We start from the raw sequence: 23,648 nt of genomic DNA, 5'->3' as shown, positions 1-23,648 counted from the left end.
CGTCGGCTCGCGGCTTTGCTCCACGCTTCCTCCAGACCCCATCTCACGATGACGCCTTTGCGCTTCGCTAGTGCTCGACGCGGCCTGCTCGCACAGAGGACTTCCACCTCTTAAGTCACGCGCCATGCTGGGCGCACAATGGCGGGCGGCGGTCCCCATCCGGGAACCGCCGCCCGCCGACGTTCAGTCCTGCGCGCAGGCGCATCCACGGATGCGCCTGCGGTTACTCCATCGTTACATCATCCCTTACATCATGCCGCCCGGAGGCATCGCCGGCGCGCTGCCCCCCTTCTCTTCGGGCTTCTCGGCCACCATGCACTCCGTGGTGAGCAGCAGGCTCGCCACCGAAGCCGCATTCTGCAGGGCGCTGCGCACGACCTTGGTCGGATCGATGATCCCGGCCTTCATCAGGTCCTCGAACTCCTCGGTCGCCGCGTTGAAACCAAAGGGCCCCTTGTTGTTGCGGATCTTGTCGACCACCACCGAGCCTTCCCATCCGGCATTGGTGGCGATCCAGCGTGCGGGATCCTCGAGCGCCTTGCGGATGATGTTGATGCCAGCCTTTTCGTCTTCGCCCGCGCGCAGTCCGTCCAGCGCCGACAGCGAGCGGATGAGCGCCACGCCGCCGCCCGGAACCACGCCTTCCTCGACCGCGGCCCGCGTCGCATGCAGCGCATCCTCGACGCGCGCCTTCTTCTCCTTCATCTCGACCTCGGTCGCCGCGCCAACGCGGATGACCGCCACACCGCCGACCAGCTTGGCCAGCCGCTCCTGGAGCTTCTCGCGGTCGTAGTCGGAAGTGGTCTCGTCGATCTGGGCGCGGATCTGCTTGATCCGGCCTTCGATCTCGGCCTTCTTGCCCGCGCCATCGATGATCGTGGTGTTGTCCTTGTCGACCACGAGCCGCTTGGCGCGGCCGAGATCCTGCAGCGTCACATTCTCGAGCTTGATCCCGAGTTCCTCGGCGATAACCTTGCCGCCGGTGAGGATGGCGATGTCCTCGAGCATGGCCTTGCGGCGGTCGCCGAAGCCCGGCGCCTTGACCGCAACGCAGCTGAGCGTGCCGCGAATCTTGTTGACGACCAGGGTGGCGAGCGCCTCGCCCTCGACTTCCTCGGCGATCAGCAGGAAGGGCTTGCCGGTCTTCGCGATAGACTCGAGCACCGGCAGCAGGTCCTTCATCGAAGAGATCTTCTTCTCATGGATTAGAACGTAGGCGTCTTCGAGCTTCGCCTCCATCCGTTCCGGATCGGTGACGAAATAGGGCGAGAGATAGCCGCGGTCGAACTGCATGCCCTCGACCACTTCGAGCGTGGTCTCGAGCCCCTTGGCTTCCTCGACCGTGATCACGCCTTCCTTGCCGACTTTTTCCATCGCCTCGGCGATGATGTCGCCGATGGTGGAGTCGTTGTTGGCCGAGATGGTGCCGACCTGGGCGATTTCGCGGCGATCCTTGGTGGGTTTGGAGAGGCCCTTGAGCTCGCTGACCACGGACTCGACGGCGCGGTCGATACCGCGTTTGAGCGACATCGGGTCGTGGCCTGCCGCGACCATCTTCATGCCCTCGGTATAGATGGAACGGGCGAGCACGGTGGCGGTGGTGGTGCCGTCGCCGGCGACGTCGGAAGTCTTGGAGGCGACCTCCTTGACCATCTGGGCGCCCATGTTCTCGAACTTGTCTTCGAGTTCGATTTCCTTGGCGACGGTCACGCCGTCCTTGGTCACGGTGGGCGCGCCGAAGCTCTTCTCGAGCACGACGTTGCGCCCCTTGGGGCCGAGCGTGACGATCACGGCGTCGGCCAGGACATTGACGCCGCGCAGAATCTTCTCGCGCGCTTCCTGGGCGAAACGCACTGTTTTGGCTGCCATGGTTTTTGCTTCTCCTCGAAAGTTAGAAAGTGTTTGAGCCGGTTTAAAGCGACAGCGAAGCGGCGGCTACTCGAGCACGCCCAGGATGTCGTCCTCGCGCAGGATGAGGTGCTCTTCGCCTTCGATTTTCACCTCGCTGCCCGAATACTTGCCGAACAGGATCTTGTCGCCCGCCTTCACGTCGGGCGCCAGCAGCTTGCCCTCGTCGGTCACCTTGCCCTTGCCGACGGCCACGACCTTGCCCTCCTGGGGCTTTTCCTTGGCGGTGTCCGGGATAATGATCCCGCCCTTGGTTTTTTCCTCTTCCTTGATGCGCTTGACCAGAATGCGATCGCCCAATGGCCTGATTTTCATGGGGACCAGCAGCCTCCTTGCCTCGATGTAATTGTGGTGTTAGGCGGAACCAATTTCCGCGCACAGTAAATTAATCACGGAGGATTAATTGTCAATTGGCAGTCGCGAAGCCCGAGTGCCAATCGCTCAGAGTACCTCAGACTTCATCGAAACGCAAAGCGCGACGCAAGGGAACGATCTCCGCGTTACGACAATCAAACGCCGCAAAGATAGCGTTAGATGATTAAAATGAGATTAAATTTGCTCGGCCGAGAGCTCAATCCTCGAACTCGACCCGCCGCCCCAGCTTTTCGGAGAGCGCTTCGGCGAGCCGGAAGTAGAGGTCCCGGCCGTCCTTGTCGCCGGTCCATCGGTCCGACGCAGCGTCGTAGTCGAAATGCCATCCGTGAGCGCCGGCCGCGAGCCAGACCTGCGAGGTCGCGCTCTGGCGGCTCAGCACGAAGCGCCCGCCGTCGGGGAATTCCATCGTCACCGCGCCGTCGCCGGTGCTATAGTCCACTTCGTCGGGGTCGAAATCCTCCAGCCACCTGGCCACGCGGGCGAGGCAAGCGTCGGAGCGGGCGGCAAATTCCCTGGGGTCCATCGGAGAGTTATCCTGGCGCGCCGCCTGGATCAGCGCGGGCCTTTCTTGCGTAACTCCTCTTCGCGATAGCGGCGGAAGAGGATGTTCCATTCGCTGCTGCCCTCGACTACGCCGCGCTTGAGCGAGATGATCTTGCGGCGGACGATCTCGTCGATCGCGTCGCCCTGCTCTTCCCATCCGGCGATCAAATCGCGCGCCTGGCGCAGCGCGAGAGCGAAGTTAGGTATCTCGGCCAGCCCCTCGTCGCGAAGCTTTGCGAGCGATTCGCGCGCCAGGTAAAGAATCCGCTCCTCGCTGAGTTTCATGGCATCGCCATCCGCCCCGAGCAGTTCGGCCTCGCGGCTAAAGGGTGAAGTTCCGCTTCTGCGCGAGGCGCTGGCGGATCATCGAGCGCAGCCGGGTCGCATCGACCCCTGGATTAAGCCGCGCCTGCTCCTCGGCCATCTTGTCGGCCTCGTCATCGATCCGGGATTCGGTCTCGAAGTTCTGCGACATCAGCTCGACCACGCAGGCGACCAGGTCTTTTTCGTCGACGCGCGGCTTGATAATGCCGCGGGCGACAAGCCCGTGCACCAGATGATTCGCCAGTGAATCGATTTGCGCTTCGCGGAGCATATTCGGGTTTTACTGCCTCGTGAACAAGATTCCCGGCTTCGAAACTTCTCTGTTAACGATGTTCCGGCGGCGGGGGTGCCGGGTCAAGTGGCCTTTTGCTCGCACGCTACGGCCTGGGCGACTTGACCCCGTGCTGCTGGGCGGTCTGCTCGATTTCAACCTGGCGATACGCTTCATTGGTGGCCGGACCGAGCGCCAGATAAAGCTCCTTGATGTGGCCGATGTTGGCGCCGAAGTCCCCGTGCCAGAAATCGAGCGGCGACTGCGTTTTGACCTGGCCAAAGCGCGAGCGCGAGCACACGTCAACTTCGCTGCGCGGAGTCACGACGATCCGCACGTCGTCGGTGAAGTCAAGCAAGCGCGTGTGATACACCGCATTGATCGTGAGCGTCGTGGGATCCGAATTAACGATTTGCCATCCCGGAAGTCCGCTCACTGTCGTGGCCACCACCTGCATCAGCCTCGCGGGCGGGATTCCGGGGTACGCGTTGCGGACCAACTCCGGATAGTCCCCTTCCGCGCCCGCGCTCGCTGCGTTTGCCGCCGGAGTCGCAGTGGGCGCAACAGCGGGCGCAGCCTCGGTGTGCGCCGCCGTGTGGCGCACATGGCGGCGTTCGTGATGCTCCGTGTCGGCAGGCTCACGGGCCCCAAGTTGGGCCGGGTCGGCGCAGGCGGCGGCACCGTCGCCCTTTTCGCTGGTCGCCGCCCAATTCACGGTCAGGAAGCGCTGCAGGCGCCTGGCCGGGTTGGGCGGCCCCGCCAGCGATACGTTATTCATCAGGATCGCCGTTCCGCCAATGATAACGGTCATCGCGCAGGCGAAGACGATGCACCGGAAGAACGTACCGATAGGGCCGCGCACGTAGATACTGAGAACGATCAGCGCCAGCGCGCCGAGCACAAGCTCGGCGGCAAGGCGTTCAGGCCCGGGAACCAGGAAACTGCGCAACTGCGCAAGTGGTAGTGCGTCCATCGGCGCTGCTATCCTATTATGCCGCGGACCCCGCTGCTATAAGGAAATTTCGACGAAAAACGCCCGCCGGGCACGCCGGCAGGCGTCTGAAATCCGCGGCGGCAAGCCGATGAAGCGGCCGCTGGACGTAAGTCCTGCCGGGACGCTTCACTACGCTCAGGCGGAAGCCGTCGCGAAGCCGCCGCCCTCGCCGCGCAGGATCGCGTCGAAGCGCATCCCGCCGAGATAGTGCCGGTACGCCTCTTCATCGGTAATCGCGGCGCGGCGCACGTCGCGCCGCAGAATCTGCCATACCCCGCCGACCATCGGATGGCGGCCCTGGCGATAGCTGAAGAAGTAGTACATGAACTGCCGCAGCGTGGAGCGGCGCGATTCGGCGCTCAGCCCGCGCCCGCCAGCCACGGTGAAGATGGTCCTGAGCAGGCTCGCGAACGAATAGAAGCCGGTAAATGCGTCGCGGTAGGCGCGCATCCAGGAATCGGTGTCCAGCCGCTCGTGCTTGAGCGTGACGTGCTGGGAATCGAGGTTATTGAAGTCCCAGTCGATGATCGCGCCTTCCTTGGCGTAGCGGACCTGGTCCTCCGTGCCGGGCAGCGGCGTCATGATGAAGAACGACACGATGTCAAAGCCGAGCTTGCGCAGCGTCTTCGCCGCTATCCGTCCGCAATCGGGGCCGTCGAAGGGGAAGCCGAGCATGTAGCCCGCGTGGACGGAAACGCCGACGCGATGCCAGTTGTCGACCAGGCGGCGGTACTTCTCGAGCACCCGCGCGCGCGACTCATCGAGCTTCAGCCGATGCTGCCGGTCGTCGGTGTTCTGGTACTTGGTCGCGTGGTTGAGGTTGTCGGGATTGAGCGACTCGATTCCGACGAAAGCCTGATAGCATCCGGCGCGCGCCGCCAGTTCGACGAAGCGCTTGCTGCGCCGATGCTTGGCGCCCTCGGTCTCGCCCGGCGCGACGTTGGCGTAGCAAGAGGCGTCAACGTCAACCTGCATCATGAAACTAAGCTGCGGGAACTCCTTCTTGACCTCAACCAGGCCGGTCAGGATCTCCTCCCAGCGCGGGCTGCGAAAGAAGTCGTCGTCGACCAGGAACAGCGATTCGATCCCGTGGAAGCGGATTGCGTCGCGCACCCAGTGCACGACGGCCTCGGGCTCGCGCGAGCGCATCGTGCGGCCCATCACGTTCTTGACGCTGCAATAAGAGCAGGTGAACGGGCATCCGCGCGAGGTATCGATCGTGGTCATCGCTTCGTTGAAGAAGCGGGTCAGGTAGCGATCGTCGATCACGGGCAACTGGGCCTCGGCGATCTGCGGCACGATGATATCTTCCTGGCCGGTCTTGGCGCGGATGCCTTCGGTGACCGCGTAATTGAGCCGCAGCTCGCCGCGGAGGAAATCCTCGATGATCTGGCCCCACAGGTTTTCCGCTTCGCCGACGATCGTGGTCACGCCGCAGCTGTTGAGAAACTTGACGGAGTCGGGATATCCGCTGACGTGAAAGCCGCCCATCATGGTGGGCAAACCCTGGGCAACGAACTGCATGGCGAGGTCGCGGCCGCGCGGATATTGGTTGGACTGCACGCCGGACAGTCCGATTAGCAGCTCGACGCCGTCCTCGCGCGCCTTTTCCTTGATCGCGACGATCGTTTCGGGCGACACCGCGCCATCGCAAATCTCGTCCCACAGCACGGTCTGCAGGTAAACGTTGCGCTGGGCCGAATAGCGCTTGTTGAAGGTATCGTTGAGCGCCGCCAGCACGGTCAGGGTGTTGTTGGGCTGCACCCCATAGCGGAAGAACTGGACGTAGCCGTGCTCGTCGTACCGCGACGGCTTGATGAAATAGACCCTGATCGTGCGGCAGGGCTCGGGCCGTATCGAACCCTGGCTAAGCGCGCTCTGTGAGGCGCCAAGCTCCAGCGGGCGTCCGGAGTGTTTGGCGCCGTAGCGGTTGCGTCCGATAACCAGGTAGCCGCTTACGCCAGCGACCAGCGCAAGGCATCCAAGGCAAACCAGCAGCACCATCATTCAGATCCTCTTCCGCCGCTCTATAAAAATGCCAAAACTAAGGGCGAAACGTTTTCTAACCGAACGGTCAGAGTTAACTAATCCAGACCCATGAAGTCAACATTGCAGACCTTCCGCACATCCACAACTCTATTGAACAAAAGCCCGTCGATTCAAGGGGAATTCTCAGCCTAACGGAACATTTCCACAAGCTTGATCAATCCGAGGTCGCGGTAGCGCTCGATTAGATAGCCCTTTATCTCCTGCACACTCGCCATCTCCAGCGTATCGTGCGCGATTAGCCGCGCTGTGCGGTAATTGGTCTCGCGAACGATTTTGCGAATCACCGGGATGAAGAGCGGGCTCAGGCTCAACTCGTCTAGGCCCATCCCGACCAGGAGCAGCGTGGCCAGCGGATCGGACGCCATCTCGCCGCAGATGCAGACCTCCTTGCCCGCGGCACGCGCGACGTTGACGACCTCGGCAATCGCCGAGAGCACGGCCGGATGGAGCGCTTCGTACAGATGCGCCACGCGCGGGTTGTTGCGGTCGGCGGCGAGCAGGTACTGGATAAGATCGTTGGTGCCGATCGAGAAGAAATCGACCTCGCGGATAAGCCGCGGCGCGAGCCATACTGCCGAGGGCACCTCGACCATGATTCCGACCTTGGCCGCGGGATTGTGCTCCAGCCCTTCGCGGAACAGCTCGCCCTGTGCCTCGGCCAGAAGCTCGCGCGCGCGGCGCAACTCTTCGAGGCTCGAGATCATCGGAAACATGATCTTCACCTCATGCCGCACGGCGGCGCGCAGGATGGCGCGGAGCTGAACCTTGAACACGCTCGGCATCTCGAGCGAGATCCGAATCGAGCGCCATCCGAGGAACGGATTTTCCTCGCGCGGCACCCGCATGTAAGGCGGATACTTGTCGGCGCCGATGTCGAGCGTGCGGATCGTCACCGGGCGCTTGCCCACCGCGTCGAACATCTTGGTGTAGAGCGCGATCTGCTGGTTCTCGTCGGGAAAATCCTCGTAGGTCAGAAACGAAAACTCGGTCCGCATCAGTCCCACGCCCTCGGCGCCGTACTTGAGCGCGAGCGGGATGTCGTGGGGGAGCGCGATGTTGGCGAGCAGGCGGACGCGGTTGCCGTCGCTGGTGGCGGCGGGCTCGTCGCCCTCGCTCATCAGTTCGCGCCGGAACGTGTCGTAGCGCTTGTGCAGCGCCTGGTACTCGCGTTCGACCTCGGGCGCCGGCTTGACGTAAACGATGCCGGAATTGCCGTCGAGCACCAGGTTGTCGCCCTCGGCCACCGATTCCATCAGATGATCGACGCCGACCACGGTGGGAATCTCGAAGGCGCGCGCGAGCAGCGCCGCGTGCGAGGTCGTTCCGCCCGATTCCAGCGCGATTCCGACAAGGTTGTCGTGCGAGACCAGCGTCAGCTGCGAGAGCGTCAGCTCCTCGGCGACGAGGATGGTCGATTTGTTGAACTGGTTGCGCCGATCGTCCTGGCGCATGTGGCGGAGCAGGCGATGGCCGACGTCGCGAAAGTCGGTGGCGCGCTCGCGCAGGTAGCCGTCGGCCACCGCCAGAAGCTGCGCGCTCAACTCGTCGATCACCCGGAACAGCGCGCTCTCGGCCGCGTAGCCGGTGGCGACGATGTCCCGGATGCGGCCGACGAACTCGTCGTCCTCCAGAATCATCTTGTGGGCGTCGAAGATCTTGAGCTCCGACTCGGGCATCAGCGGGGTCATCCGATGCCGCACGGCGTCGAGCTCCGTGAGCGAGCGGGCGAGCGCCTCCTCCAGGCGCTTGTGCTCGGCGCGGATGTCGCGGGCTTTGAGATTGCGATCGATGGTGCTCAGAAAGGTGCCGACCACGTGCGCCACACCGTGGCCGAAGCCGGGCGCCGCCGCCAGTCCGACCAGGCGCGGGCGGCGCACTTTGACCGGCGCCTTGACCCGAGTCTCACCGCCGATCTTTTCGTAGCCCTTGAGCTGGCGGTTGGCTTCGATCATCCGGCGGCGGTACTCGTCGCGCTCCTTTTCCTTGGTCGCGAGCGTTTCGCGCAGCCGGAAGTGCGAAAGGATGTGCGCCACCTGGTTGGCCGCGGTCTTGAGCAGGCGCACCTCGCCCGGGCTGAATTTGCGGCTGCGCAGCGTCTGCACGACCAGCACGCCGATCGGCTTCTGCCGCCCGTCCTGCACCGGAACGCCCAGAAAGGCGTGGAAGCGCTCCTCGCCGGTCTCGGGAAAATACTTGTAGCGCGGATGGCTGATCGCGTCCGAGACGGTGACCGGCTGGCCGTGCTCGACTACCAGGCCGACCAGCCCCTCGTTGACCCGCATCGAGACCTTGCCGACCGACTCCGTCTCCAACCCGACCGTGGCGCGGAGCACCAGGCGCTCGCGCTGGGCGTCGAAGAGGTAGAGCGAGCAGACCTCGACCTCCATCCCGCTCGCGATCGTGGTGACTATCTTGTCCAGGGTCTCGCGGAGCGAGTTGGCGGCGTCGCCGCCGATGGCGGAGATGTCCTCGATGAGGGCGAGACGATCGCGATTAACTGCCATGATCCGGGATTCGCCTCGATTTTATCCCGCCGACGGTTTGTTCCACAACTATGATCATCAAATCCTCACACCGCCGGCGTGAAGATTCGGCGCATGACGATTCCCACTCGGTGCGCGGACCGCAAGCGGCCTGCACTCAGCCCGGCCAACGGGAACGAGCCGCCTGCACCCCTGCAATATGCCATGAGAGGCGGCGCCTAACTTTCAAAGCGCGCCTGGCCCAGGATCTCGTTCACCGAACGCTTGCCGTTCTCCGCGAGCAACGCGTCCAGTTCGCGATCGATGCGTGCGAGCGCCCCCGCGCCCTCCTTGATTAGCGCCGAGCCGACGCCGACCGCCTTCGCGCCGGCGAGATGTGCCAGGTAGGCGTCGCGTCCCGTGTTCACTCCGCCCACCGCCACCACGTCATATGCGCCGCCGGCCAGCCGCCAGTAGATATGCGTCTGCGAGAGCGGGCGCGCCGCGCCCTTGATCCGGCCGCTCGCGATATCGATCTCGAGGTCTTTGGGCAGGTCGTTGGCGCACACGGCGATCGCGACGCCCGTCTGCTTGAACAGATCCGCGATCGCCCCCGCCTCGATCGCGCCCGGCCGCGGCGGGAGCTTGACCGCGAGCGCCGCCCCAATCTCGCCGCGCACCCGTGCGATGATCGTTTTGAGTTTTTCGGCTGAAGCAAACGGCGCCACCGAGTTCATCACGTAGTCGTCGGCGAGGTTGAGCTCGACGATTTTCACCCCGGCGCGGTCGAGGACGGCCGCGACCCGGGCGATCTCGTCTTCCGTGTTGCCGACCACGCTCGCGATGATCGCTTTGCGCCGCGGCGCAAGCTCGCGCGCGATCGCCGCGAAATGCTCGACGCCGCGGTTCTTCAGATTCTCCGGCGCCTCGAGCCCGGCGATGTTGCACGACTTGAACACCAGGGCGCCCTGATGCCGCTCGCTCAGCTCGAGGATTTCACCGCGCTCGGCCGAGTGCGGCCCCGAAGCATTCATCACCGATGAGCCGAGTTCGACGCCGCCAAGACGAATCGCTGTCCGTTCCATGTCGAATTTCTCCAAAAGGCCGCTTCGACCTACTTCCTACAGCGCGAGCGCATCGTCGGGCAAGCCGCAAAGAACCACCCTGCTCGCGGCGCTGCGCTGCCGTTGTCGCAGCGAGGCGAAGCGGCTAAGTTTTTGAGGGCCGGGAGCGCTGGGCCGTGCGATTGTTCGCGCGCGACAAAACCCGCCGCCGCCCGAGGCCGCTATGAACCCCGTTGTCCTTCTCAAAACCAACTTCGATCAAATCGTCGCGCAGGCCGAGCGCGAATTCCCTTTCGAGTGCTGCGGCTTCATCATCGGCGGCGACGCCGTCGAGGAAGAAGTCCGCCCCATAAGCAACATTCAGAACCGGATGCACGACGAGGATCCGATTGCCTTCGCGCGCGATGCACGCACGGCCTTCCTGATGGAGCCGCGGGAGCATCTGGCGGTGATGAACGAGATCGACCGCCGCCGCCTGAAGCTCAGCGCCGTTTACCATTCGCATCCCGACCACGACGCGTACTTCTCCGCGACCGACCGCGCACAGGCCTGCTCGTTCGATCCCGCCGAGCCCGACTATCCCGACACCGTCTATATCGTGATTTCCGTGCGCAACCGGAAATTCGCGCGCGCGGCGGCCTTCCGATGGGATCCCGGGAGCAAGGATTTCGTCGAGACCGAGCTTGAGACAGCCTAAGGCGGCGGCGAATCATCGTCTGAGTCGGCCGCGCCCGCAGCAGCCTCCCCTGAGGCCGCCTCAAGGGTCATCCCGCGCGTCTCGTCGATAAAAATCGCGTACAGAATCGCGCCCGGCACTCCGACGATGGCCAGATAGCCGACCACCGTCGAGAGCCCGCCGAGCGGGACCGCGAGCAGCGCCACCGAAATATGCGCGGTGAGCGCGCCGAGCGAGGTAACGATCGCGATCCATCCGAAGATCGTGCCGCGCAGCGCCGTTGGAAAAAGCTCGGTCGCCGCCGAATTCTGCGCGACCATCACTCCGTTGCCCATCACGCTGCGCCAGGCGAATCCGGCGCCGAGCCATAGCGCCGGCCGCGCGAAGTGCGCCGGCGGGCCCCAGTAGTACCAGAGCGCGCCCATCGCGGCGAGCGGCCACATAACGGCGATGGTCCGCACCCGCCCGAAGCGCTCGCTCGACCACGCGCCGCTCCCGAAACCCAAAAGCCCGAACCCGCCGCCGGCCAGGATGAGCGTGCTGACGATTGCGGGCGGCAGGTGCACCACCGTGACGGCGTGGAAGTAGCACCAGCTATCGGCGGCGGTCGCCGCGGTGGCGCCGAAGAGCGTGGAAAGCAGGATCACCACCGCGCGGCGCCGATAGGCGGGACGGAAGATCGCGTAAAAGCTGGTCGCGCCGGGCGCGCCGGCTGCCGCCGCGCGCGCCCATCGCCGGCTCTCCGGTACCAGGCGCGCCATCGCCGGCCACAGCGCAATCCCGCACGCCGAGATTCCGAACAACAAGCGCCAGCTATAAACGCTGAGCGCGAGCAGCGGCATTATCAGGATGCAGAGTCCGGCGCCGAGCGAGCCCGCCAGTGCGGCGTAGCTCTGGCCCCGCGCGCGATCATCGACCGCCAGTTCCTCGGCCGTCATCACGATCGCGCTTGCGATCGTCGCGCCCATGAACGCGAACAGGAAAATCGACGAGACCGCGAGCATCGCCACGTGCGGCGAAAGCGCCGCGCAAAGCGCGCTCAGCGGAGTTCCGGCCATCGACCACAGCACGACGCGCCGGCGCCCGACCCGGTCGGCCATCCGCGACAGCGCGAGCGCGCCGAACGCGCTCAGGCAGATCCAGGCGAACGTTCGCGCGATTCCGGACTGGTCGAGGCCAAAGCTCCGGGCGATCCACGGCGAGCTGGTTCCCAAAATCGAGAGATTGAAGCCCTGATAGAACATCAGCGCGACGACGCATCGGATCACCTGCCGGCTGCGCGCGCCGGTTTCGGCGCCGTCCGGCGACGGCTCTGCGGGCAGCCCTTGAAGCGGCCGCTCCGGGGCGTCAAGCGGCGCCGCGAGCTCAGACATCCGCGCGCGCGCCGCCGGCCGGTAAAAGTTCGAATACCGGGTAACGCTCAGCGAGCGGCGCGAAATCTGAGGCGGGAGATTCGCGGGGAATCGGAAAGTAGCGCTGCACCGTCAGCGCGAAGCGGTCGAGATAGGCCTTGAGCAGTTCCGGACGGCGCGCGGAACCGACCTCGCGCACCGTGTACTCCGTGCCCTTTCGTCCCCTGCGCAGCGTCACGCGTCCGGCCGCGCGCGCGTTGCGCACCCATTGGGTCTCGCCGCGGGGCGCCACCAGGTAGCGCCGTCCCTCGAACTCGAGCAGGTCAACCGGGGCCGAATACATCCGGCCGCTTTTGCGCCCCCTCACTTCGAGCACATAGTTGTGCGCAAGCCCCATCCCGAAACCGATCGCGACGGCGAAGCAGCGATTGAAAATGCGCTCGGTCAGGGACGGCTTGAGAAAGTGCGGCGCCGGCGCCATCGGGACAGCTCCTCCAATGTTTGGAAAGCCAGCCTAGGGGCGTTCATTGGTTATCAGCGGCAGGCAGGCCATGCAAGAAACCACGCCCGAAAGCCACCCGACGCAGTGTTGCGGCGAGGTTAAGCCGCCTTTCCGATAGTCTGCGACTGCGGCACTGTCGCGATTTCCGCACCGGCCCGGCCGGCGCGCTAGGACTTCGGCGGCAGCAGGCGCGCCGAGTTGAGCATGAAGGCAAGTTCGGAAGCGACGTGAACGAACGCCGCGAGCGGTGGATTGATCAGCCCGGCCGCCGCCAACGCGATACCGACGGTGTCGATCGCGATCGTTCCGGCGAAATTCTGAAAAATGATTCTGCGCGTCCAACGCGCGATCTCGAGCGTTTCGGCGAACTTCTTAAGATCGTCGCCGAGCAGCACCACGTCTGCGCTCTCGCGCGCGACCTCGGTGCCTGAACCCATCGCCACGCCCACGCTCGCCTCCGCGAGCGCAGGCGCGTCGTTGACTCCGTCGCCGACCATCGCAACCGCCAATCCGTCGGCGACGAGCCGCTTGATCCGGGCGAGCTTGGCTTCGGGCAAAAGTTCGCCCTCGACTTCGCCGATCCCGAGCGCACCCGCCACGGCTTCGGCCACGGAACCAGCGTCGCCGGTGAGCAGGATCGTCCGGATTCCCGTGGCGCCAAAGGCCTCGACCGCGCGCCGCGCTTCGGGACGAATCGTGTCGGCGACGAAAATCGTCCCCATGAATTGCCCGGCGCGGGTGACGAAGACCTGTGCCAGGCCGTCTGCTTCGGCCGGCGCGGTGCGCGGAAACTCGATCCCATGCTCGTTCAGCAGCGCGCGGTTGCCGACGAGAATCGCGGCTCCGTCGGCCACGGCCCTGACGCCGCGCCCCGGGCGGTAATCGAAACGCTCCGGCTCGCGGATCGAGCGACGCTCGGACAGCGCGCGCGCGACGATCGCCTTGCCGATCGGATGCTCGGAGCGCATCTCGGCCGACGCCGCCGCGACTATCAGATCGGTCTCGGAGACGCCGGCGGCGGGAACGACGGCCTGCACCTCGGGACGGCCGAAAGTGAGGGTGCCGGTCTTGTCGAGGACCACGGTTTGCACACGGCCGAGTGTCTCGAGGTACAGCCCGCCCTTAACGATCGCGCCCAGACGCGCCGCGCGCCCGATACCGCCGAGGATCGCGAGCGGCGTACCCGCGGCGATGCCGCATGCGCCGGCGACGATCACCACCGAGATAGTCGAGCGGAAGTCGCCCGTCACGAGGAGCGTGAGCGCGGCCGCGCCGAGCGCGAAATATACCAGGTAACCGGCCAGGCGATCGGCCAGTTGCTGGACCGGCGCGCGCGAGCGCTCGGCTTGCTCCACCGCCTCGATGATCTTGCCGTAGCTGGTATCGCGGCCGATCCGTTCGGCGCGGATTTCCAGCGCCCCCGATTGATTGATCGTGCCGGCGAACACGGCCGCGCCGGGAAGCTTCTCGACCGGCATCGACTCGCCCGTGATTCGCGCCTGATCGACGAATGAATGGCCGCTCAGGACCACGCCGTCCACCGGCACCGCGCCGCCGGGATTGACCAGCACCGAATCACCGCTCCGGAGTTCGCCCGCCGGCGCCTCGCGCATCGCGCCCGCACGGCGCACGATCACCATGCGCGGCAGACAATCCAGCAGATCCCGGATCGCCCGCCGTCCGCGCGAGACCGTCAAGCCCTCCAGCACCTCGGCGACGAGCACGAAGAAGGTGATGACTAGGGCGGTTGTGTACTCGGAGATCGCGGCGGCGGCGGCGATTGCGATCGCCATTGAGAGCTCCATCGTCATCCGCCGCGCGGCGAGATTTTCGGCGCCTTCCCTGAAGATCGGCCATCCGCCGATTGCGACGCCGGCCGCGCCGATCAGGCTGACGCTCGCAAACGGCTCCCACAGACGAAGCCAGACCGCGGCGGCGCTGAGCGCCACGATTGCAATCCGCGCCGCCTCGACCCGGCCGAGCGGAGGCTCTCCGGCCGGACGCTCGCCGGCGTCGCCCGGCGCGCGGAGGTCGAGCGATTCGCCCGCGGCGATCGCGGCGATATCGATGATCGGTGCGGACGGTTCCATCTCGCCAACCCCTCGTGGCTACTTGAGGTAAGCCTGCACTACGTCGATCAGCTCCTGCGCGCCCTGGGCGCGGGCGGAGCCGCGTTCGCGCGCCGGATCGACGACGTGCATGCGGACGTGATCGGCGATGATCTTGGCCATCAGGCTGTTCATCGCGCCGCGCGCCGCGACCACCAGGTGAAGCACGTCGGTGCAACCCCGTTCGTCTGCGAGCGCGCGCTCGACCGCCTCGATCTGTCCGCGCACGCGGCGGACTCTGGCGAGCAGCTTGTTTTTTTCCTTGATCGTGTGGCCCACGCGAAAGGCACCTCCCTCTATACCATAGGGGGTATGGTACGTGCGGATCGGCGTGCTGTCCACATCGTCGCGCGAACGCCGCCGGCGCCTGATGCGGCGATTGTCGATTATCGATGCGCGTTGCCGAATTCGGCCGGTTCAGACAGGTCTGATCATCATGGCGGCCGGCGCCGCCGCATGGCGGGCGTGCGCGCGGTAAACTGGACAGTGCCGGGAACGGAGCGGGCCAGGCCAGCCGCCGCTATTTTGCGAAATTCGCGCGCATCCGGCCGAGCAGACGCAGGACGGGCCGCGACCGCGCCGTCGGCGCGGGAATGGGGAAGGGAGCCATTCGGGCGGGCTTCCCCAGTCCGTTCTGAGACCCCACGCGTGGAGCCTGGCCGGTGCCCAATGCCGCCGACATGAAGGCTTCGAGGACCGGGCACGGGCCTTGGCCGAGCGAATTGAATCGCTTGAGACTTTCCTCGCCGACGATCGGCTTCTGATGCTCGTCGAGGACCACGACCTTGCTTCCGCCGACCAGAAAGCTCCACTTACATCGAACGCAGTGGTAGAGCCGCGCCGGCCGCCCGAACAGCTCGCTGTAACGCTGCGGTCCGATCACGAAGTCGTGCTTGAGCGAAATCGTCTCCCGAGCGGGCGATTTCTCACCGATGCGCCATAGCTTCATGACCGTTCGTCGGCGCAAGTTCCATACCGTGAAAATGCGCTGGGAAACGCGAGCTAATCGGCTGCTGGAGCCGGCACGGGACAACGAGTTGAACGCGCCGCCTTGCTGCAAAACGCCTGATGGATTGCATTTTGAAATGCAGAAAAGACGACCCGCTGACCGTCTTGAAGCAGGACCGGCGTGCAGCTTTTCGCCTGCTTGCATAGACTGGGCGGTTGACAAATGAACGTTCATTCATTAGCTCTCAACCGCAGGAGCATCTGCATCAGAGCCGCCTCAGGCCTCGCCCGCCACGGCATCACGCCCTGCCGGCGCCCGGCAATCTTCTCCCCGACCTCCGCTCCAGATAGAGGCATCGCGAACCATGCCCGAGCCGCTCAAAACCCAGACCCAGCTGAGAACGCAGAATCAGGACGAGGCGCTGGTCCGCGCGCGCCGCCAGCAGATCTTCGCCGCCGCCTGCCGCGTGCTCGAGCACAAGTCGTTTCACGAGGCCACGGTCAAGGAGATTGCGCTCGAAGCCGGATTGGCCGCAGGCTCGATCTACGTCTACCTGCAGAGCAAGGACGACATCCTGCTGCTGCTCGCCGAATCGATGGTCGCCGAGCTGGCCGAGATGCTGCCGCAGATCCGCGGCAAGAGCCGCGGCGAGCCGCGCCGCGAGCTGCTTGAGCTGATGCGCGCGGCGATCGACGTGATCGACCGCTACCGTGAGGCGTTCTGCGTGCTGAACCAGGAGGTGCGCTACCTGGCGCGCCGCCCCGACTATCGCGCCGCGCTCAAGCAGATCGTCGGCCGCTACACCTCCACGATCGAGAACGTGCTCGAGCGCGGGCGCCGGATGGGCGTGATCGTTTACGACGACCTGCGGAGCGTCGTCCAGGCGGTGCACATGCTGTGCTCGGGATGGGCGATGGGCGCGGACTACCTGGGAAAAACCGACAAGGAAATCTACTGGCGGCAGATCGCGGCGCTGGTCGAGGGCCGTTTCTTCAACCCCGCCGCGCGCGGCGCGGAAATCTGAAAGGCGGAAACACGGGTCTATGGAACTCTACGATCGGCGCACGCTCGAGGGCGTGTACAGCGTGAAGCAGAGCGCCGGGTTCATCATGAACTACCGCTACGCCGAGGAGCGCATGATGCGGATGATGGCGGGCTGGATCGCGCTTACGCCGGAAATTCCGGTCAAGCTCGAGATGGCGCGCCAGGTTTACGAATGCGCGCTCCACGCCGACGCGCTCGGCAAGCGCCTTGGCGAATTGCGCTCGCAGGCCCAGGTTTCGCGCCCGCCCAACGAATCCTTCGTCGCCTTCATCAACGCGATCGAGGACAAGGAGCAGTGGGAGGATACGATCGAGCGCGCGGCCGGCATCTACCGCGTGCTGAAGCCGCACCTGGTGGCCCATTACAGCGCCCACGTCACCGCCGCCAACCCGGTCTACGAACCGCCCACTCTCAGGATCCTCGCGCACCTGCTCGACGACGAGAAGCGCCACATCGAGCGCGGCCTCGTCCTGCTCGACAACCTGCTCGATACGCCCGAAAAGCATCGCCGCGCCGCGAACTGGCAAGCCCGGCTGGAGGAATTGCTCGCCGCCTCTGGCGGCATCACCGGGACGGAACGGGATCGCGAAGAGCCGCGAGGTCTTGGACGCAGCCGATGAGGCCGCAGGAAAAGGTCCCCGAACTGCTCGAGGCGATCGGCGCGCACGCGCGGGCGGTGGTCGCGGGCGATGCCGGCGCGGCCGAAGGCTGCGTCAGGCCGACGGCTCTCGAAGCCTATCGCGTCGCGATAGACGCCGCCGCGAGCGTGGGGCCATTCGACGGCTACACGACGCCGGCACTCGCGCGGCTCGGCACGCAGTACATCTCCAAGGTGCGCTTCATCGGCGCGCAGGGCAGCGCGCTGATGCAGATTCGATGGGCACGCGAGGGCGACGGCCGCTGGCAGATCGCCGAGGCCGAATATTTCCCCCCCGCGCACACGCCGTGGAGCGGCGTCAAACGTCCGCGGCCGGCCGCCTGGAGCAGCGCCGGGACGGCCGGGGAAAATCGATGAGGCACCGTCGAGGAGAATTTCGATGCCGGATCTCGGGAATCGAGCGAGCGCGATAGGGCCCCAGCCGATCGCGGAGCGTTTCATCGTGCCGCACGCGATGCTCGCGGCCGCCGGCCATATCCTGCAGCTGCTCGCCTCGGACCGGCGCGCGGAGCTCGAGGCGCTGGTGATCCCCAGGGCGGCCGCCGAACTGCGCGGCCTCATCGACGCGATCGCGTCCGGCGCCTACCAGCGTCACAAAATCATCGCGCACGCCAAGGTCAACCATCACTACTACGTCAAGGCGCGGCTCTTCGGCGAAAGCGCCGCGCCCTTCACGCTCCAGCTCCGGCTGGGCGAGCACGAGGGGCGCTGGGTCATCTGGGAAGCGTACAATCTTGCGAGCGGACGCACCGCCTGGACACGCTGAAAATGAACGCCTGCCGTTTCGGAACGGAGACAGCCTCATGCAAAAGATGATCGCGGTTGACCGGCTCGCGCGGCCCGACGAAATCATTCTCGTCCCGGTCGAGCGCATCCGCGAAGCGCGCATCGACCAGGGAATTCCACCCAACAACGTGATGCCGCTCGAGGAGGATTTCCTCAAGGGGCGGCTGCACGGAATCGCCACCGGCGAGATGCAGGCGATGGAGGCGGCCGGACGGACGCTGTTCGATTTCCCCGACGCGCCGTGGGAGTTTCAGCTCGACATGGCGCGCCAGGTGTGGGACGAATCACGCCACGCCGAAATTTTCTCCAAGCTCCTCGAGTACGTCGGCTCCTACCTCGGCGAATTTCCCGAAAGCGAAATCCTGTGGTCGTGCACGCAGGTCGACGACCCGGCCTGCCGCGTCGCCGGAATCAACCGCGGCCTCGAGGGACTCGCCTGCGACGTCTTCGAGCAGATCATCCGGATGGGGCAGAAGATGGGCGACCCGTTTATCGAGCGCGCGGTCGACTACGTGCTCGCCGACGAGATTACCCACGTGCGGATGGGCTCGAAGTGGATGCGCAAGCTGACCGAAGGCGAACCCGAGCGCCTGGAGCACGCGCAGCAGTTCCAGGACAATATCGACGCGCTGTTCAATTTCGACGGCTTCCGCACCTCCAGGGAGGATGCGCCGCAGGTGCCCTTGATGCTCGGCGATCGCCAGATGGACTTCGACGCGACGCTCACGATCTCGCGCGAGACGCGGCTTCTGACGGGCTTCAGCGACGAGGAGATCGACCGCCTGATGAAGGCCGCCGCCCGCAGTTCGGCCTACTGAGCGTGGTGCCCGGCGGCGGCCTGATATAACGGAAAGGGAAGGACCCCACCATCATGCAGAAAATGATTCCCGCCGACCGCCTCGCGCGTCCCGACAACTTCGTCCTGTTGCGCGCGCGCAGGATGCGCGAGATTCGCGAGGAGCAGGGCCTCGACGAGCGCGTGATGCCTTTCGACGAGGAGGCGCTGCGCGTGCGCCTGCACGGCATTTTTGCCGGCGAACTGCAGGCGATGGAAGCGGCAGGGCGGACGCTCTTCGACTTTCCCGACGCGCCGTGGGAATTTCAGCTCGACATGGCGCGCCAGGTATGGGACGAGTCGCGCCACAGCGAGATTTTCATGCGCCTGCTGCAATACCTGGGCGCCGAGCCGGGCGATTATCCCGAGACCGAAATTCTGTGGCGCTGCACGCTCGCCGACGACCCCGCCGCGCGCGTCGCCGGGATCAACCGCGGCCTCGAGGGGCTCGCCTGCGACGTCTTCGATCAGCTGATCCGGATTGCGCAGAAAAACGGCGACCGGATTATCGAGCGCGCGGTGGACTACGTGCTGGCCGACGAAATCACCCACGTGCGGATGGGCTCGAAGTGGATGCGCAAGCTGACCGAAGGCGACCCCGAGCGGCTGCGGCGCGCGCAGGAGTTCCAGGACAGCGTCGATGACCTGTTCAACGCGCGCGGCGCGCGCAAGGCGCTCGACGACGTGGAAAAGGATTCACAGACCATCACGATCGCCCGCGAGGCACGGCTTCTCGCCGGCTTCACCGAGGAGGAAATCGACCGCCTGATCGCGGCCGCGCGCGCGAGCGCCGCCTACTGACGCGCGAGCGCGTCGTTCTCTTGTTCTCGCGATCGGCAGGCCGCGCGGTGGAAAGCGCGGCGCCAATCGCGATACAAAAGCCCTCTATGGCGGCGATCAACCTTGCGCGTCTCAAGCAACTGTTCCTCGAAATCGTCCAGATCGACTCGCTCTCGCGGCGCGAGCGCGACATCGCGCTCAGGCTCGTGCGCGAACTCGAAAGCGCGGGCCTGCGCTGCCGCTTCGACGGCGCCGCCGACAAGGTCCGCGGCAACTGCGGCAACCTGATCGCCCATCTCGACGCGACGCGCGACGGCGTGGCGCCCCTGCTCCTCTGCGCGCACATGGATACCGTCGTTCCGGGCGAGGGCGTGAAGCCGGTGGTGGACGGCGACGTCATCCGCACTGACGGCACCACGGTGCTCGGCGGCGACGACAAGTCGGGATGCGCGATCATCTGCGAAGTGCTGCATCAGTTGCGCGAGCGGAATATTCCGCACGGGCCGATCGACGCCGTGTTCACGGTGTGCGAGGAGATCGGGCTGCAGGGCGCGCGCAATCTCGATCTAAGCCTGCTCCGCGCGCGCGAGGGCCTGGTCTTCGACAGCGACTCGCCCGGTTACCTCTTCGTGCGCGGGGCCGGGGCGCAGGGCCTGCGCTTCACCGTGCGCGGGTATGAGGCGCATGCGGGGATGGCGCCCGAGCGCGGCCTTTCGGCGATCAAGATCGCGGCCGAAGCGATCGCCGGGATGCACCTGGGGCGAATCGACGCCGAGACCACCGCCAACCTGGGTACTATCGAGGGCGGCCGCGCGGGCAATATCGTGCCCAATGAGGTCGTCGTGAGGGGCGAGGCGCGCTCGAGCGATCCGCTTAAGCTCGCGGCCCAGGTCGAGCACATGATCGGGTGCTTCAAGGACGCGGTGGCGCGCGCGGCGGTGACGGTCGACGGCAAAACCGTGCGCGCCGAGCTGGACTATCGCAGCGTACCCTCCTACGCCGCGATGAACGTGCCCGAGGACGCGCCGATCGTGCTCAAGGTGATCGAGGCGGCGCGCCGTCTGGGCCGCGAAGTCAGGCCGCAAGCGACGGGCGGCGGATGCGACGCCAACATCCTCAATCAGCGGGGCCTGGTGGTCGCCAACCTCGGCACCGGCATGCGCGACATCCATACGGTGCGCGAATGGCTCGACGTGCGCGACATGGCCGCGAGCGCCGAGGTAACGCTTGAACTGATCAAGCTTCACGCCGGCGCCTGAGCGGGACTTCGCTCCAGCCCTGCCCGACTCTCAAGATGAAGCAGCTTCGCAACGCACAGATCGATTCGCCGCGCGCGTGGATAACGGTCGCGTCCGCCTTCATGTCGTGCTTCACCCTGTTCGGCGTCGCCTACAGCTTCGGCGCCTTCTTCCGCCCCATGGGCAAGGAGTTCGGCGCGAGCCGGATGCCCACCGCCGCGGTCTTTTCGATCACCGCCGGCATCTACAACGCGCTCGGCGCGCCCGCCGGCCATCTGAGCGACCGCTACGGTCCGCGGCCGGTGTTGCTCGCGGCCGCGTTCTTCATGGGTACGGGACTCGTCCTGACCTCGCGCATCGACCGCCTGTGGATAGGCTACCTGACCTACGGACTCGGCGTCGGACTCGGCGGCGCGTGCTGTTATGTCCCGATGGTCTCGGTGGTGGGTGGATGGTTTTCGCGCTGGCGCAATACGGCGCTCGGGATTTCGGTCGCGGGAATCGGGTGCGGAACGCTGGCGATGGCGCCGCTGGCCGCGGTGCTGATCGATCGCTTCGGATGGCGCGGGGCGTACGTGATTCTGGGCGTCGCGAGCGCGCTCATCCTCGTCATCTGCGCGCTCCTGGTCGAACCGCCGCCGGCCCATATGCAGGCCGCACGCCCGCGGCTCTCCACGGCCGTGCGCACGCCGAATTTCGCGATGCTCTGGGTGTCCTCGCTCCTCTCTTCGATCGCGATTTACGTGCCGTTCGTTTACCTGCCCGAGTTTGCGCATGACCAGGGTATCGGCCGCGTCGCCGCCGCGACGCTGGTCGGGCTTATTGGCGGCGCAAGCGTGGCGGGGCGGATGATCCTCGGCGTGGTCGCGGATCGCACGGGGATAATGTGGCTCTACAAGCTGTGCACGCTTGCGCTCGGGCTGAGTTACGCGGTGTGGATCCTGACCAGCGGCTACGGATGGCTGGTGGTCTTCGCGCTCACGATGGGCGCGGCATACGGCGGGATGGTCGCGCTGGCGCCGGCGGTGGTGGCGGAACTCTTCGGCGTGCAGGGACTGGGCGCGCTGCTCGGAACGCTTTACACGAGCTCCGCGATAAGCGCGCTGGTCGGGCCGCCGATTGCGGGTCTCGTGATCGACCGGATGGGCGGCTATCTCTGGGCGGCGGCCTTCTCCGGTGCGGTCTGCGTCATCGGGTTCTTCATCATCATCCCGCTCCGCCGAGCCGACGAGACTTTGGCGCCGCGTTTGGCCGAGGCCGACTGACATCCACGCGGCGGGCGAATCCCGAAAAGACGGCGGCGCGAAACTGCCGCCGCTCAAAAAGAGAACGGATGCGCGCGCTTCTCGCACGCGCATCCGTCCCCGTCATTCGCAAGCGGTCCACCTCGCGCCCCCGCACGCTCAGGCGCCGCTCGCCCGCCGGGCCCCCCGGGTCCTCCCCCGCTAGTCCAGGTGCTTGCGCAAAAAAGTCGGAATATCGAGCTTGTCGTCGTGTTCGCCGAGCTCGTTCGGTTCGGATCTTTCCATCGCGCCCGGGTCCGCCCCACGCCGCTTGAAAGCCGGAATGTCGAGCCCGTCATCGACGATCATCCCCATCCTGCGCACCGGCTTGCTGCCGAACGTCCGCGGCGGCGGCGGCGGAGGCGGAGGCAGGGTGGGCGCGGTGGGATGCACGGCCGCGGGATCGACGGCCCGCGTGGCGGCGGCCTGGATCGGCGCGGTAATCGGCGCGCCAGAGGACGAGTAGCGCGGATTGTAGCGCGTCGTAAGATCGCCGAAACCGGTTGCGATCACCGTTATCTGGATTTCGTCGGCCAGCCGCTCGTTGATCACTGCGCCGAAGATAATGTTCGCGTCCTCATGCGCTTCTTCCTGGATCAGACTTGCCGCCTCGGTCACTTCGTAGAGCGACATGTCGGGGCCGCCGGTCACGTTGATCAGCAGTCCGCGCGCGCCCTTGATCGAAACGTCCTCGAGCAGCGGGCTCGAGATCGCGCGCTGCGCCGCCTCGACCGCGCGGTTCTCGCCGGTCGCGCTCGCCGCGCCCATCATCGCAAGTCCCATCTCGGCCATGATCGAACGCACGTCGGCGAAGTCGAGATTGATAAGCCCGTGCACGGTGACCAGTTCCGAGATGCCGCGGACGGCTTGCAGCAGGACGTCGTCGGCCTTCTGGAAGGCCTCGCGCAGCGACGTAGTGCGGCTCGCAATCGAGAGCAGGCGCTGGTTGGGAATCGTGATCAGCGTGTCGACCGCGTCCTTGAGCTCGCGCAGGCCTTCGTCGGCCTGGGACATCCGGCGGCTACCCTCGAACTGGAACGGCTTGGTCACGACGCCGACGGTGAGCGCGCCGCCCTCGCGCGCGATGCGTGCGATGATCGGCGCCGAGCCGGTGCCCGTGCCGCCGCCCATCCCGGCGGTGACGAATACCATCTCCGCCTCCTTGAGCACTTCGCGCAGCCGCTCCTCGTCCTCGAGCGCGGCCTTGCGTCCGATTTCAGGATTGCCGCCGGTGCCGCGCCCGCGCGTCAGCACCGCGCCGATCTGCATGCGCATCGGCGCCGCGTTGGCGGCCAGCGCCTGGCTGTCGGTATTGACGGCGATGAAGTCGACGCCGCTCAACCCCTGCTTAATCATGTGGCTGACCGCGTTGCCGCCGCATCCACCGGCCCCGATAACCTTGATCCGCGCCCCGGGATCCGGGGAATCCATCAACTCGATCATTGTT

24 protein-coding genes are annotated in these 23,648 nt (G+C 65.8%); 9 read left to right on the top strand and 15 right to left on the bottom strand.

The window, feature by feature from the left end; all coding sequences use genetic code 11:
- Window positions 1-246 precede the first annotated feature (246 nt).
- From groL to VMI09_02980, 9 genes are all read right to left on the bottom strand, one after another.
- Complete coding sequence (gene groL / locus VMI09_03020) at window positions 247-1,869, bottom strand: chaperonin GroEL (protein ID HTQ23641.1); 1,623 nt, start codon at window positions 1,867-1,869, stop codon at window positions 247-249.
- Between the two features lie 66 nt (window positions 1,870-1,935).
- Window positions 1,936-2,223, bottom strand: coding sequence for a co-chaperone GroES (gene groES, locus VMI09_03015; GenBank protein HTQ23640.1), 288 nt, complete (start codon window positions 2,221-2,223; stop codon window positions 1,936-1,938).
- 256 nt (window positions 2,224-2,479) lie between these two features.
- Window positions 2,480-2,806, bottom strand: a complete 327-nt coding sequence (gene cyaY / locus VMI09_03010; GenBank protein HTQ23639.1) for an iron donor protein CyaY — start codon at window positions 2,804-2,806, stop codon at window positions 2,480-2,482.
- A gap of 29 nt (window positions 2,807-2,835) precedes the next feature.
- Window positions 2,836-3,111 carry a DUF507 family protein gene (locus tag VMI09_03005; GenBank protein ID HTQ23638.1) on the bottom strand — a complete coding sequence of 92 codons (276 nt, stop codon included), beginning with the start codon at window positions 3,109-3,111 and terminating at the stop codon, window positions 2,836-2,838.
- 37 nt (window positions 3,112-3,148) lie between these two features.
- The gene (locus tag VMI09_03000) at window positions 3,149-3,421 is read right to left on the bottom strand and encodes a DUF507 family protein (protein HTQ23637.1); all 273 of its coding nucleotides are present in this window, start codon (window positions 3,419-3,421) and stop codon (window positions 3,149-3,151) included.
- Between the two features lie 106 nt (window positions 3,422-3,527).
- Window positions 3,528-4,394 (bottom strand): DUF1499 domain-containing protein, encoded by an 867-nt coding sequence (locus tag VMI09_02995; GenBank protein HTQ23636.1) that lies wholly within the window; start codon window positions 4,392-4,394, stop codon window positions 3,528-3,530.
- 156 nt (window positions 4,395-4,550) lie between these two features.
- Complete coding sequence (locus VMI09_02990) at window positions 4,551-6,422, bottom strand: radical SAM protein (protein HTQ23635.1); 1,872 nt, start codon at window positions 6,420-6,422, stop codon at window positions 4,551-4,553.
- Window positions 6,423-6,592: 170 nt separating this feature from the next.
- Window positions 6,593-8,968 (bottom strand): phosphoenolpyruvate--protein phosphotransferase, encoded by a 2,376-nt coding sequence (gene ptsP / locus VMI09_02985; protein HTQ23634.1) that lies wholly within the window; start codon window positions 8,966-8,968, stop codon window positions 6,593-6,595.
- Between the two features lie 197 nt (window positions 8,969-9,165).
- Window positions 9,166-10,011, bottom strand: coding sequence for a hypothetical protein (locus VMI09_02980; GenBank protein ID HTQ23633.1), 846 nt, complete (start codon window positions 10,009-10,011; stop codon window positions 9,166-9,168).
- Window positions 10,012-10,213: 202 nt separating this feature from the next.
- Here VMI09_02980 and VMI09_02975 point away from each other — a divergent pair, with 202 nt between their 5' ends.
- Window positions 10,214-10,687 (top strand): M67 family metallopeptidase, encoded by a 474-nt coding sequence (locus VMI09_02975; GenBank protein ID HTQ23632.1) that lies wholly within the window; start codon window positions 10,214-10,216, stop codon window positions 10,685-10,687.
- Here VMI09_02975 and VMI09_02970 read toward each other — a convergent pair.
- The 5 genes from VMI09_02970 to VMI09_02950 all read right to left on the bottom strand — a co-directional run bounded on the left by VMI09_02970 (window position 10,684) and on the right by VMI09_02950 (window position 15,811).
- Window positions 10,684-12,039, bottom strand: coding sequence for an MFS transporter (locus VMI09_02970; GenBank protein HTQ23631.1), 1,356 nt, complete (start codon window positions 12,037-12,039; stop codon window positions 10,684-10,686). The two genes, VMI09_02975 and VMI09_02970, sit on opposite strands and share 4 nt — an antisense overlap.
- Window positions 12,032-12,499, bottom strand: a complete 468-nt coding sequence (locus VMI09_02965; protein ID HTQ23630.1) for a nitroreductase family deazaflavin-dependent oxidoreductase — start codon at window positions 12,497-12,499, stop codon at window positions 12,032-12,034. Before VMI09_02965 ends, VMI09_02970 begins: the two co-directional genes overlap by 8 nt.
- A 188-nt stretch (window positions 12,500-12,687) precedes the next feature.
- Window positions 12,688-14,610, bottom strand: a complete 1,923-nt coding sequence (locus VMI09_02960) for a cation-translocating P-type ATPase (protein HTQ23629.1) — start codon at window positions 14,608-14,610, stop codon at window positions 12,688-12,690.
- Window positions 14,611-14,628: 18 nt separating this feature from the next.
- Entirely contained in the window at window positions 14,629-14,907 is a 279-nt protein-coding gene (locus VMI09_02955) for a metal/formaldehyde-sensitive transcriptional repressor (GenBank protein ID HTQ23628.1), read from the bottom strand.
- Between the two features lie 241 nt (window positions 14,908-15,148).
- A complete protein-coding gene (locus VMI09_02950; GenBank protein ID HTQ23627.1) occupies window positions 15,149-15,811 on the bottom strand; it encodes a hypothetical protein in 663 nt (220 codons plus the stop codon).
- 130 nt (window positions 15,812-15,941) lie between these two features.
- Between VMI09_02950 and VMI09_02945 the strand changes: the two genes are divergently transcribed.
- From VMI09_02945 to VMI09_02910, 8 genes are all read left to right on the top strand, one after another.
- The gene (locus VMI09_02945) at window positions 15,942-16,601 is read left to right on the top strand and encodes a TetR/AcrR family transcriptional regulator (GenBank protein HTQ23626.1); all 660 of its coding nucleotides are present in this window, start codon (window positions 15,942-15,944) and stop codon (window positions 16,599-16,601) included.
- A 19-nt stretch (window positions 16,602-16,620) separates the two neighbouring features.
- Window positions 16,621-17,241, top strand: a complete 621-nt coding sequence (locus tag VMI09_02940; protein HTQ23625.1) for a hypothetical protein — start codon at window positions 16,621-16,623, stop codon at window positions 17,239-17,241.
- Window positions 17,238-17,636 (top strand): hypothetical protein, encoded by a 399-nt coding sequence (locus VMI09_02935; GenBank protein HTQ23624.1) that lies wholly within the window; start codon window positions 17,238-17,240, stop codon window positions 17,634-17,636. Before VMI09_02940 ends, VMI09_02935 begins: the two co-directional genes overlap by 4 nt.
- 22 nt (window positions 17,637-17,658) lie before the next feature.
- Window positions 17,659-18,045, top strand: a complete 387-nt coding sequence (locus tag VMI09_02930) for a hypothetical protein (protein ID HTQ23623.1) — start codon at window positions 17,659-17,661, stop codon at window positions 18,043-18,045.
- A 37-nt stretch (window positions 18,046-18,082) separates the two neighbouring features.
- Window positions 18,083-18,883 carry a DUF455 family protein gene (locus VMI09_02925; protein ID HTQ23622.1) on the top strand — a complete coding sequence of 267 codons (801 nt, stop codon included), beginning with the start codon at window positions 18,083-18,085 and terminating at the stop codon, window positions 18,881-18,883.
- Between the two features lie 53 nt (window positions 18,884-18,936).
- Window positions 18,937-19,701 carry a DUF455 family protein gene (locus tag VMI09_02920; GenBank protein HTQ23621.1) on the top strand — a complete coding sequence of 255 codons (765 nt, stop codon included), beginning with the start codon at window positions 18,937-18,939 and terminating at the stop codon, window positions 19,699-19,701.
- 86 nt (window positions 19,702-19,787) lie between these two features.
- Window positions 19,788-20,939: a M20/M25/M40 family metallo-hydrolase gene (locus VMI09_02915; GenBank protein ID HTQ23620.1), complete on the top strand. Its 1,152-nt coding sequence runs from the start codon at window positions 19,788-19,790 to the stop codon at window positions 20,937-20,939.
- Window positions 20,940-20,974: 35 nt separating this feature from the next.
- Window positions 20,975-22,183: an MCT family MFS transporter gene (locus VMI09_02910; protein ID HTQ23619.1), complete on the top strand. Its 1,209-nt coding sequence runs from the start codon at window positions 20,975-20,977 to the stop codon at window positions 22,181-22,183.
- A 180-nt stretch (window positions 22,184-22,363) separates the two neighbouring features.
- Here VMI09_02910 and ftsZ read toward each other — a convergent pair whose 3' ends face one another.
- The gene (ftsZ, locus tag VMI09_02905; protein HTQ23618.1) at window positions 22,364-23,644 is read right to left on the bottom strand and encodes a cell division protein FtsZ; all 1,281 of its coding nucleotides are present in this window, start codon (window positions 23,642-23,644) and stop codon (window positions 22,364-22,366) included.
- Window positions 23,645-23,648 lie beyond the last annotated feature (4 nt).

It is taken from the genome of Candidatus Binataceae bacterium, assembly GCA_035500095.1.
Taxonomy (GTDB): domain Bacteria; phylum Desulfobacterota; class Binatia; order Binatales; family Binataceae; genus JAKAVN01.
This window is presented reverse-complemented; position numbering and strand designations above follow the sequence as displayed.